6 protein-coding genes are annotated in these 13,191 nt (G+C 49.4%); 4 read left to right on the top strand and 2 right to left on the bottom strand.

The window, feature by feature from the left end:
- Positions 1–299: 299 nt before the first annotated feature.
- The gene (locus B5G10_RS01190) at positions 300–5,069 is read left to right on the top strand and encodes a choice-of-anchor D domain-containing protein (RefSeq protein WP_087422954.1); all 4,770 of its coding nucleotides are present in this window, start codon (positions 300–302) and stop codon (positions 5,067–5,069) included.
- A 76-nt stretch (positions 5,070–5,145) separates the two neighbouring features.
- Here B5G10_RS01190 and B5G10_RS01195 read toward each other — a convergent pair whose 3' ends face one another.
- The gene (locus B5G10_RS01195) at positions 5,146–6,810 is read right to left on the bottom strand and encodes a WG repeat-containing protein (protein WP_087422955.1); all 1,665 of its coding nucleotides are present in this window, start codon (positions 6,808–6,810) and stop codon (positions 5,146–5,148) included.
- A gap of 400 nt (positions 6,811–7,210) precedes the next feature.
- On the opposite strand from B5G10_RS01195, the gene B5G10_RS01200 reads away from it, so the two are divergent.
- The 3 genes from B5G10_RS01200 (at position 7,211) to B5G10_RS01210 (ending at position 11,182) form a co-directional block, all read left to right on the top strand.
- Complete coding sequence (locus B5G10_RS01200; protein ID WP_087422956.1) at positions 7,211–7,879, top strand: 2-C-methyl-D-erythritol 4-phosphate cytidylyltransferase; 669 nt, start codon at positions 7,211–7,213, stop codon at positions 7,877–7,879.
- Positions 7,876–9,972, top strand: a complete 2,097-nt coding sequence (gene recG / locus B5G10_RS01205) for an ATP-dependent DNA helicase RecG (RefSeq protein WP_087422957.1) — start codon at positions 7,876–7,878, stop codon at positions 9,970–9,972. Before B5G10_RS01200 ends, recG begins: the two co-directional genes overlap by 4 nt.
- A gap of 262 nt (positions 9,973–10,234) precedes the next feature.
- Positions 10,235–11,182, top strand: a complete 948-nt coding sequence (locus B5G10_RS01210) for a M23 family metallopeptidase (protein ID WP_087422958.1) — start codon at positions 10,235–10,237, stop codon at positions 11,180–11,182.
- Between the two features lie 270 nt (positions 11,183–11,452).
- Here B5G10_RS01210 and B5G10_RS01215 read toward each other — a convergent pair whose 3' ends face one another.
- Entirely contained in the window at positions 11,453–13,060 is a 1,608-nt protein-coding gene (locus B5G10_RS01215) for a tetratricopeptide repeat protein (protein ID WP_158098754.1), read from the bottom strand.
- Positions 13,061–13,191: the final 131 nt, after the last annotated feature.

Consider the following 13,191-nt stretch of genomic DNA (forward strand, 5'->3'; position numbering starts at 1 on the left):
GGCTCATAGAATGAAACTTATTGACGAATATATATCAAGACATTATTGAGGATTATCCTGAATTTTGTCGACTAGGAAGTTTTTCAACTGGTTTCATCCTGAATTTTGTCGACTAGGCCCAAAGCAAGGTCTTTATTAAATTTTACAAATAGATATTTATCACCCAACAAGCAATAAAAGCTACATTTCGATAAAAAAAATAGCATTTCGGTATCATTTTTTCAATCATTTTCTTATATTTGCAAAATACAAATCGAAATATCATTTTTTACATAAATCTTCACTAACAAGTTTTAATTATGAAAAAATCTTATTTACTCACTTGTATCGGTGTAATAATGAGCTTGTTGGGACTTTCACCAAATGCTCATGCTCAAACCTATCCCTATTTTTGTGGGTTTGAAGACGATGCAGAAAACGCACAGTGGACATTTGTCAACGGCAACAACACCAACCAGTGGTGTATAGGTACAGCCGCCAAAAACACTGGAGACAAAGGGCTGTATATCTCCCAAGACGGAGGTGCAAGCAGCGGTTACGACACCAACTCGGGATGTACGGTATATGCCTATCGCACGTTCGAAGTTACCGAGCCGGGAGTTTACACCATCTCTTTCGACTGCAATGTACTGGGCGAGTTTTCTCTTTCTGGTCAGTATGACTATGCCGATGTCTATCTGGCACCAGGCGATACTCAGTTCAGCGCCGGCCAAAACGAAAATCTTCCCATGCCCCCCAGCGAAGCCATATCGCTCACCAATAAAGCCTTGATTGGTGGCATGTACAGTTGGGAAAACCGCAGTTACATGCAAGAGCTTGAAGTAGGCTCCTACAAGCTGGCCTTCATGTTCTTCGCCGATAGCTGGGGCGGTGGAGAAGGGTCGGCAGCCATAGATAATGTATCCATCAGTAAGATGGCCAGTGAGCCCAACGTCACCATTGCCTCATCACTGGAATTCCCCCTCACATCAGTGGGAGGAAACTCGATTGCCCTGCTCAATATCAAAAATACAGGTGGTGGCGATTTAAATATCACCGACATCACCTTCTCCAACCCCGACTTCTCCCTGGCCGAGGCAATTACCTATCCCGATGTCATCGCAGCGATGGATGGAGATAAGACTTATCAAATCAAGTTTACCCCTAGCAGTAGCGGAGAGATTACCGGCACTATGACCATTCACAGCAATACCGACGATATCACCGTATCGCTCACGGGCACCGGATACACAGCTATCGAGATTACCGACGATGCTCCCATCTTCGAAGACTTCAACGAGCTTGATGCCGACGAGCCTAATATGGGCCTGGGATCCTGGACTTTGAAAAACGGATATGCCACGGGCAGTACCGCAACCTATTGGAGTATCTGTACGACCAGCGCCTATGTGTGCGACGGAAAATCGCTGCAAGCCAACGACGCCCGAGCTACAAGCACCGCCCTGCTGATAAGCCCCAAACTGACTTTTGCAGCCGACCGCAGTGCCAAAATCTCGTTCTACATGCGTCGGGCCAGTGGCTCCAGCAAAGAGAACGAAGGTTTCAAAGTATATGTCAACGAGGTAGCTGATATTTACAACTACGACAGCGACGGAAACATAGTCATTAACAGCAACAACACCGTGACCACACTGGTCGATCCCATACTCCATGCCAAGAGATATGCAGGTAGCGAAATAAGTTTGGAGACGATGTACCCCGTAGAGGTAAACATCCCCGCCGAATATGCCGGGAAAGATTTCTTCGTTATCATCGAAGCCATTCAGGAATACGGAAATTCCAACGCTATCGACAACCTCAAAATCGAACTGTTGCCCAACACCCCGCGACTGGAGAATACAACCGAGTCGCTCAACCTGGGATTCGTCAAGGTAGGTGAGACCGCATCGAAGGAGTTCACTTTGTCCAACGTAGGTACCAACGAACTGGAAGTATCCTTCTCGATGGACAACGAAAACTCTCCCTTCTCGGTTTCGCCCGAGACTGGCACTATTCCGTTCAACGAGCAAAAGACCTTCACCGTAAGTTTCTCGAACAGCGAGATTGGCCAGTTTACCGACAACCTTTACATCATAACCAATGGCGGTAATGATACCATTCCTCTGACTGCCGAGACCTACCCAGCGACCTCGTACTATGAGACCTTTGACAGCTCTACCGACCTGCCTGCCGAATGGGTTATTGCCGCCGACGGAAACGAGACAACCTACTCCATCAAAAGCAACGTGGGAGAAGACGGATCGAGCGTATTGACCGGCGCCGTGGATTACTGGGGCAGCACCTCGTCGCTCGACACCATCTATTCACCGGTTGTTTCGGGTAAGGTAACTTTCGATTTCAAGAAAGTTTACTCGGCATCGTCTATCTTCAAGGCTTATATTATCGACGCTACCGGCAACAAGACCGAAATTGAGTTGGGCGCCAGCACAACCAACTGGACTCCTATCACCCTCGAAGAGGTGCCCGAAGGCTCTCGTATCGCTTTCTTGATAAGCAACTCTTATCTCGACAACTTCATGGCTTTTGCCCACCAAGAGATTACCAAAGGTGTACAGATGATGAAGAGCTCGCTCAACCGTCCGAGCACTTGGATGACTCTCTATGCCGGTGAATCCAAAGCTATCGACAACAGCATCCAGTTCACCTTCAAGAACATCGGTACTCAAGCCATCGAAGCCGACTCCTATAATTTCACAACCCAACTGAGCAATGAAGACGACACTCCCGTAGAGGGCGTTACGTACAAAACCTATATCAGCAACGGCGACGAAGTGGTACTCTACGAAGACAATGTCATTCCAGGGCCCTCCCTTGCCATCGGCGAAGAGAAGACCATCAGCGGTTATCTGTTAATTGAAAGTGAAGACGAGTTGAATAAGCTCAAATTCAACGTAAAAGCCAACAATGTTGAGAATACACACTTCTCAGGCATTGAAACCGGTAACAACCTGACGATTAAGCCCAACAAAGGCGCAGCCTCTCTGTCGGATGTAGAATTTGGCATGGTCAACAAGGTGACCACCATCGACTATATCATCAAGAACAGCAGCAACAACGGCGACCTTACCATTACGGGAATCACCCCCTCCGAAGGGTCTGGCTTCTCGGTAAATGCCGAACTGCCCATCCTCATCCCCAGCAGTAAGTCCGATACCATTCAAATCACCTTCGATGCCGCTCCCGGATTCCACTCCGACAGTATCGCAGTAGAGCACAATGGCATAGGCGATGTGAAGTTTGCCGTTTCGGGAACCATGCTCACAGAAACCGCCCTGCTCGAATCGTTCGAAGGCGAAGCATTCCCCCCGCTCTTGTGGGATATCAAACAAAATGAATGGATAAGAAGCGTAGGTACCAAATACCATGGCGAAGCCAGTGCCGTAATCACCTCGGCTACTCCCGATACGCTTGTGACTCCGTTGCTCCACCTGGCAGCCGGCGACTCCATCGCATTCACTGCCAAAGCCACCAGCTCATCGGGCTACGGCACCGAATTACTCTACTCGGCCGATGGCAAGAACTGGACTCTCCTGAAATCGATAGGTATCTATGCCTCTTACTGGAACGATTGGGAATCGATGGCAGTCTATATGCCCGAAGACTTTGTAGAGGGCGACTACTACATAGGTTTTGCCAGCAAGAAGACCTACCTCGACTTGGTTTATGGCCCGCAAGTAGTTTATCAAGAGCACCGCATCGATATCAAAGACTTCACCGGTGTATCGAAAGGTATGGTCAACTACACGCAGGAATTTACCATCGACGTGGCCTGTCTGGGCACCGAAGGTGAAACTGCCGACAGTTACTCGATAGACCTGATGAACGGCGAAGAGACGGTAGGCTCGTTCCAAGTAGAAGCCATGGCTTTGGGCGACCTCAAGAGCTATACCTGCTCGTGGACACCTCACACCGTAGGCGAAGCCCAAATTTATGCCTTGCTGACCCTCAACGGTACCGTTACCTCGACCGACACGATTACGGTAAACGTAGCTGAAGAATCGTTGGTATCGTCTGTCATGGTAGGCGACTTGTCCAACACCACTTCGGCCCCCAACTACAAGCACTATCTCTATGAGTCGCTCTACACACCGGCCGAACTGACCGGGCTCCAAGCCGGCGACGTGATCGAGACCATCAGTATCCCCTACTATGTAACCAATGCAGCAGCCAAGGGTTATAGAGTAAATATCTGGATTGGCAATACCGAAAAGACCGAACTCTCGACCAGTAAAATGTCTGAAGCCGACATCGAAGGCCTGAGCCACATCGGAGCCGATCTGCGATATGAAGTTGGAGGCAGTCAGGTAGATCCTCTCTACTTCGAGATGAGACCCGAAACTCCCATTACCTATGAAGGTGGCAACCTGAGCCTCATCGTTTCGGTGGACTCGACCAACTATTGCTCGGGTATCAACTTCTTCACCATGGGCGTGGAAACCCGTTCGATGAAGTACTACTCGTTCGATGGCAGCACCACCGCCAACTACATGGATGCCTGGACCCTCGGAACCTACTCGCCCAGCCTGAGACAAAACGTTATGGTCATCTCACTGGGACTGGCTACCGAAGCGCCTGTCGTTCACGGTATCGTTACCCGCGCCGATAACCAAGAGCCCATCGAAGGTGCCACGGTAACCATGCAATCGGGCGAAATCATCTACTCGACAACGACCGATGCCTCGGGTGCTTACAGCATTACCGTGATGCAACCAGGCAAAGAGTATGAAATGAGTGTTACCAAAGACAATTACACCGCTGCAGAGGGTATAACGATTACCGTCGAAGAAGGCGAAGATATCGAACAGAACTTCGAACTGACCATCATTACCGGTATCGACCACACAGCCGAAGCCGCCATGAAGATATTTGCCGACCGCTCGGGCAATATCCACATCGAAGCCGGTACACCCATCGAAATGGTGAAGGTTTACTCGATGAGTGGCAGCCTCTGCATCACCGAAAGCCCGGCTACCGAATCGGCCATCATCAACGCTGCCAACCTGAAGGGCGTTTATATCGTCGAGGTTCAAACGGCCGGTAGCGTGAAACGTGCCAAAGTAAGACTCTAAAGAGTTCACCCCAATAAATAAAAAGGGGGGAGCGGACCAAATCCGCTCCCCCCTTTTATTTATCTCTTCGTTCTCTTTATTTGGTCGTGAGATTGATGGTAATGCTACTATTGTCGTGTTGAATAGAGAAATCACTAATTTCAGGATTCGAGCGAAGTTTCTCCTCAATTGCATCTTCAATACTTTGAAGATGATCAATAGCTTTGTTCTTTAACGAAAGAATAACAAGATACTGGTTTATCTTGGCATCCTTGTTAAGGATATAATCATACCACCAACCATTACTTTTTTGAGTCCATATGTCGCTGCCATAAACAGCTTTCATCTCGACAGAGCTATTGTCGCCCGATTCATAATACAATTGAGTATTGGTTCTGTAACGTGAAAAATCCGAGTCTAACAATGAAAAGAATTCACAAACCTCTGCAACACTCCAGGTCTTAACCTTTGAAATGGCCGTCTCAAAGTCATCGACTACCGAAGTCATGTCGAAGTAATCACTCTCGGCAACCATTGCGTACAATAATCCTGAATTATTAAGATACACATCTCGAATGACTCTGTCATAAGCCGGGTTAACCAAATATTTACCATCTTTCCCTATCAATCCCCAATCGCCTTCACCGTCTTTCACAAGATACATGTCTCCATACAAAGCAATCTCTCTATATTGAGGATTAACCTCCCATTTACCTTGTTCATTAATCAAGCCATACTCGCCATCCATTTGTGTTATAGCCAAGCCATTGGTCCAGAAAGGCCTTGATACTTCATCATCACACGGCAAAGTAATGACAGTATCTCCATCAATATTTATATACCCTACCATATCTTCATTTTCTATCTCCAAACCAACGCTGGCCAACGGGCCATTGCCAAAGGGCGATACCTCTTCATATTGAGGTTCTATGATATATTTTCCATCTCTATCGCACCAGCCATATTTCCAGTCTTTACGGAAAAGATAGTTTTCTCCATCCAACAGTATATAATCAAATTGAGGCGTAATCACATACTTTCCTTCACGATCTACGACACCCCATTGACTGCCTTTTTTAACCGGAATGCGCCCCTCTTTAATACCTCGCCACAAATTGGTATTATACATACCACCGTCGCCTATTATATCATCATATTGAAAAGGAATCACCACATTGCCCTCTTTGTCGATAAAGCCATACTTCCCGTTTTCCTCGGCAACACCCAGCAGTCCATCGACATACATTCCTATGCAAAATTGATACTTGGGCGATATGACCACATTGCCTTCTTTATCGACCACGCCAATCTTTCTTTTCTCGGAATCGAAAAATATCGACAAACCCTCTCTAAAGATACCAACCATTTCTGCCTGAGGCAAATCAAACAAGGTCTCTCCCTTCTTGTTGATGGCCATCAATCCTTTCCCTTTGGGAGCGACCCATGCAATCCCCTCACTAAATGATGTAGCACTGGCATAGGGGCCAAAACATTTTTCCTGGTCATGATTGACAAAATAGATGCTATCATCTTCCTGAATCATAGCATAGCCATCGCGATACATCGAAAGGATCTCGTCATAATGTCCCTTCTCTTCACCTGTCTTTATATCTACGAATGTATAATAATCATCCTTTTCGACCGGAAGATAACGTAGATCATCACTGTAAAGCCCGAAATTCCCAGGAGTTGAACTGCATGAGCACATGACACTCACTGCAAACATGCACATGAATGCATAAATCAAATTCTTTGTATTCATAATCGTGTTATTAAAAAATATGTAATTGTTTTTATACTGTAGATATTAATCTGTCGTCCCTTTCACAATGATTAATTAATATGCAAATGTATAAATTTTATATAACATTTTACTTCATTTGTGAAGTATTTTTAAATTCGACTTTTTTAAATAGGATGAGAAAACGTTTATCATAGTCTTATATTGAAAAACGTATTTCTCATTTGCACAGGCTTTCATCTACCTATTAATTCCATTGGAGCACACTACACCGTGCGGGATACAGCCGACGGAAGAAAGTCTGTTCTCACTATACACGAATAATCTAAGAGTTGACTCGATAAAAAACTCAGGCCTCCTTGTTTTTTTACATCCACCTTTGCGTATATTTGTAACAGAAAGTCATTCAGGAGTGTCATCGATGAAACGATATGCAATCATAGTAGCCGGCGGTAAGGGCACACGCATGGGTAGCGAGTTGCCCAAGCAGTTTTTAACCCTGGCGGGGAAACCTATTCTGGCCCATACCCTCGACAGCTTCTACCGATTCGACCCCACGATAGAGCTGGTGGTGGTACTCCCTGCCTCGCAACAGGAGTACTGGAAACAATTGTGTGCCGACTATCGCATCGACATTCCCCATCGCATTGCCTCAGGCGGAGAGACTCGCTTTCACTCGGTGCGCAACGGGCTGGCACTCCTCCCCGACGAGGGACTCGTAGCCATTCACGACGGGGTGCGTCCGCTGGTCACCCATGCGGTCATCGAAGCCTGTTTCCAAGCGGCTCAGGCTTGCGGAGGAGCCATTCCTACCCTCCCCCTTACCGACTCGTTGCGGCAGATTCTCCCCGAAGGGAACAGCCGGGCCGAAGACCGCAGTCGGTTTGTCACGGTACAGACCCCGCAGACTTTCCGTTGCAGCGAAATCAAACGAGCCTACGACCAGCCCTACCAGAGCACCTTTACCGACGATGCCTCGGTTTATGAAGCGGCCGGATATACTCCCCACCTAGTCCAGGGGAATCGTGAAAACCTGAAGATAACCCTACCCATAGATCTGGCTTTGGCCGAAATTCTGCTTACCCGATGACCGACCTCGCCAGCCTCAATATCAAATATCTGCCCGGGGTCGGGCCCAAACGGGCCGAACTTCTCAACAAGGAACTGGAGATAGCGACCTATCTCGACCTGCTCCACTACTACCCCTACAAATACATAGACCGGAGCAAGACCTACAAGATAAGCGAAATCGACGGCTCCATGCCCTACATCCAACTGCGGGGGCGCATCGTCTCCTACAACACCATAGGCGAAGGTGCCCGTCGCCGGCTCACCGCCCTCTTTACCGACAGCACAGGGGTAATCGAGCTGGTATGGTTCAAGGGCATACGCTACATTACCGACCGCTACAAACCGGGCACGGAATATACCCTCTTCGGGCGGCCTACACTCTTCAACGGGAAGTTCAACATCGCCCACCCCGAACTCGACCCTATCGACGACCGCATCGACAATACCACCGGCCTACAAGGATACTACAACACCACCGAGAAGATGAAGAACGCCTTTCTCAACTCCAAGGCGCTCCAAAAGATGATTTACACCCTTCTTGCCGGCATCCAGGCCCCTCTGCCCGAGACTCTGCCGGCACCCGTCATCGCTCACATGCAACTGATGGGTCTCACCGATGCCCTGCGCAACATTCACTTCCCGGCATCGGTCAACCACCTGCGCCGGGCCGAAATGCGACTCAAATTCGAAGAGTTGTTCTACCTGCAACTCCACATCCTGCGATATACCCGGCTACGCAACCAGAAGCTGGGCGGATTCCGCTTCGAGCACATAGGCGACTACTTCAACAACTTCTACCACCATATCCTGCCCTTCGAACTTACCCAGGCTCAAAAGCGAGTTATCAAAGAGATCAGGGCCGACATGGGCAGCGGTCGGCAAATGAACCGTCTGCTGCAAGGCGACGTGGGCAGCGGCAAGACCCTGGTGGCCCTCATGAGCATGCTCATTGCCGTCGATAACGGATACCAAGCCTGCCTGATGGCCCCCACCGAGATACTGGCCACCCAGCACTACGAGGGATTGAAAGCGATGGTCGAGCCTCTGGGGCTACGTATCGAACTGCTCACCGGGTCGGTCACCAAGAAACGCCGGGCTCCCATCCTCGAGGGGTTGCTCAACGGCGAGGTTAACCTGCTCATCGGCACCCATGCCCTGCTCGAAGATACGGTCACTTTTGCCAATCTGGGCTTTGTCGTCATCGACGAGCAACACCGGTTCGGTGTCGAGCAGCGAGCTCGGCTGTGGCACAAAAACACGATACCTCCCCACATCCTGGTCATGACGGCCACCCCCATCCCGCGCACCCTGGCCATGACGGTTTATGGCGACCTCGACGTGTCGGTCATCGACCAGTTGCCTCCCGGTCGAAAACCCATACAAACCCTGCTCCAGTACGACAACAAGCGGGCCCAACTCTATGCCGCCCTGCGCAAACAACTGCAAATAGGACGACAGGCCTATATCGTCTATCCCCTCATCCAGGAGAGCGAAAAGAGCGACCTGAAAAACCTCGAGGAGGGATATGACCACATCCGGGAGGCCTTCCCCGAATACCAGGTGTGCATGGTACACGGCAAGATGAAAGCCGCCGAGAAGGAGGCCGAGATGCAAAAGTTCGTCTCGGGCGAGGCCCAAATCATGGTAGCCACCACCGTAATCGAGGTAGGGGTCAACGTGCCCAACGCCTCGGTCATGATTATCGAGAATGCCGAGCGGTTCGGCCTGGCCCAACTGCACCAGCTGCGCGGACGCGTGGGCCGGGGTGCCGAACAATCCTACTGCATACTCATGACTTCGTACAAAATCAACCCCGATACCCGCAAGCGACTCGAACTCATGACCGAGACCAACGACGGGTTCCGCATTGCCGAAGCCGACATGCAGATGCGTGGCCCGGGCGATATGGAGGGTACCCAGCAAAGCGGCATTGCCTTTAACCTGCAAATCGCCAATCTGGCCAAGGACGGCCAAATCTTGCAGGCCGCACGCGACGAAGCCAACGCCCTGCTCGACAGAGACCCCTCGCTGGAACACCCCGAAAACTACATCGTGCGAAAAGAGTTAAATCGCATTTTCGAAAGACAAAAAAACTGGGGATTGATTAGCTAATGTAAAATTGGGGCTTTTTATGTTGTAAAACATATTCTCTATATCTTGCTATAAATCATACAGATAAGTGCATAAATTCACTATATCGCCCCAAAGTCGAACTAAATTTTGTTAACCACCCAGAACACTTATACCCAAAATTGATTATCTTTGAAGAGTGCGTTTGAAAAAACACACACCATATCATGGTTTTACTTACTGAAAGTCTCTTTTATTGACTCTCTTTTTTTAGGAATTGGCTCGGGCCAAAAACAAATTAATAATGTATTTCGGAAAAATAAAACATTGTATCCTACCACTGCTAATTGTATTCTCGTTAGGCAACCTCAGTGCCCAACACAATAGAAATCTCTCTACTCACCAACACTCCAAACAGCACCAAGACCTTATCGCCGGGCAACAAAACATACACAAGGCCATCAACCTGGTCGATTCCATTGCTCTGCTCGAGATGCTCGAGGAGGAGGAAGAAGAATTTCCCGGCATGGATATCTATGGTGACAACTGGGACCAAACATGGGTAAACCCCTATAAAGTCCCGGCCGAGAAATTGCCCGAGACCGAGACCATCGACGTGTCGGAGTACTGCATGCCTATCATCAGCCACATCACCTCGAACTACGGCTGGCGTCGCCGCCGCATGCACCGGGGAGTTGACCTGGCTCTGCACATTGGCGATACCGTACGTGCCGCATTCTCGGGTAAAGTACGCCTCACCCGGTATGAGCGTCGCGGCTATGGATACTATGTCATCATCCGTCACAACAACGGTCTCGAAACCATATACGGGCACCTCTCCAAATTCCTGGTAAAACCCGATCAAATCGTAAAAGTGGGCGATCCCATCGCATTGGGTGGAAACACAGGCCGTTCTACCGGTCCTCACCTCCACTTCGAAACCCGCTACCTGGGCATGGATATCAACCCCAACAAGATTTTCGACTTCGTCAACCAAGTGCCCCATACCGATACCTACACCTTCAACCCCAAAGAGTTGGCCAGCGGTTTGGGTTATGGCAAATACAAAAGCAATGTCAAAAGCAAAGGATCCCACAACGGTTCGAAATATATATCTTATCGCGTACGTAAAGGCGACTCTCTCTCGAGAATAGCCAGCAAATACGGAGTCTCGATCAACCAATTGTGCAAATTGAACGGAATCAAACGAAACGCCATCTTGCGTGAAGGAAAGGTTCTGAGAATAAGATAATAACAAAAAAGAACAACAAGAAATCGAATCATTTCCATTTAAAACAAACTGCTTCATTCTATAAAAAGCATCAACTCCAGGTTGATGCTTTTTTTATCCCTATACTATATCCAAGGCCGAATTCTCGCCCCACGGCCATGGGCACCTTGCCCCAAGAGGTGTGAGCCGAATAAAGATAAACCGAGGTAGCTACTCCCTTTTTACGATACACCGAAAAGAAGCAGGTCGAGAAAGAAGAAATGGCAAGACAAGAGAGTAGTAAAGCGCCTATCAATTGGCAAGGTCAAACAGAGAGGCATATTGCTGCAACAAGGCACTATACTGTGCCAGATGCCTGATGGGTAACAGCGAAAGCGGCGAAGAGCTCTCGAGGTGTATTCTGTAATAATCGCCAAAGCCACTCTGCAACGCCTTTGACAGATAATCGAGCGACTTGTTGGCATCGGTCATGGCATACATGCAGGCCAGATAGTAATAGTCGATATTACGCACCTTACCCGATTCCAGGAGCCTGCGTTCCCACTCGGCCATCGCATCGGGTTGGTGAAGCCGGGCAAAAGCGATGCCCTTGAGGTTATCGCCATAATAGTCCGACCGATCGTCGAGGCTCAGCACCTTGCGATAATCGGCCTCGGCTGCGGCACGATTTTCCAACCCGTATTCCTGCGTATAACCCCGCAACAGATAGGGATAGGGCAACGTGGGGTCAACCGCCACAGCATCGCTGTAATAGCTTACGGCATCGGTAAAATTCCCTTCGCTATAAGCAATCATTCCCCGCTCGATGCACACCAGCACATTCGAGGGGTCATACACGGCGGCCTGTCGTATGGCCTGGTCGGCCTCGACCAGATTACCCGCACCTCGCTCCACCTCGGCCAGCAATCGGTAATACTCGACATTCTGCCCCTCTTTTTCGATAGCCCGCTTGATATCGTTGCGAGCCTCGTCAAACCGACCCAATCGCGACAAGCAGTAGGCCCGGTTGTAATAGATGCTATGGAAATTGAAAAAGTTCTCCTGCAAAATGGTATTCCAGTCGCGCAACGACGAGCAATAGTCATAGTGGTCTTTGTAGATAGAACCCCGTACATAGTAGAGCATACCCTGACGGGGAGAACGTTCGATATTGCGGGTGAGCCCGGCAATCACCTCGTCGTAAAATTCGCGGCTGTAACCCACCAGCTGCTGAATGGCTCCCGAGCGGCCATCGTCGAGCGACACGGCATAGACCAGGTCATCGACCGCCTCGGGCAACAGCCCCATCTCTTTGTAAATCTCGCTACGCTCGAGATAGACCGTAGGATCTTTGGGCGACAGGTTCACCGCCTGGGCCAGCAGGTCTTTGGCCCGCACGGGCTGCCCGGTGTGTGCCTCGACCCGAGCCAGCCCCATATAGGCACTTTGGCTGCGGGTATCCAGCCGCAACAGATGTTTATAATCGATAGCGGCCAGCTCATACTGTCCCAACTTGCACAACAAATCGCCCCGATCTTTCAAGGCCAGCCGATGGCTGGGCACCAGGCGAAGGGCACTGTTCAGGTCGGTCAAGGCCGGTTTGTCATCGCCCTTCACGGTCAAAATCTTGGCCCGTAACAGATAGGCCTGAGCCAAATCGTCTTTCTCACGTCGAGGAAAATATTTGATGGCCTGGTTGATATCCGACAAGGCCAGGTCGAAATTTTCTTGTCCGAAATAGGCCATGGCCCGGCTGTAATAGGTACGGTAATCGCGAGGGTTGGCCGCCAGTTCCTCGGCATAGACCTCCATCATCGCATTTACCAGATCGTCTTTTCCCGCCTCCGCCGAAACCGGAGCCGAAACAATCGAGAGACCCAACAAGACAACTCCCATTACACAATTACGTCGTACACCCATTGTGAACCCCCTTTTCATTTTTGTTTTCAATTCTACTCCGAGTCGTAACAAAGATCTGGATTTTGAAGTGAATCATTCGCCTGTCGGCCAAGATTCGATTCTCCTCTTTCCTGATGCGACTCTTTCCTGAT

The sequence above is a fragment of the Barnesiella sp. An55 genome (genome assembly GCF_002161555.1).
Taxonomy (GTDB): Bacteria; Bacteroidota; Bacteroidia; order Bacteroidales; family Barnesiellaceae; genus Barnesiella; species Barnesiella merdipullorum.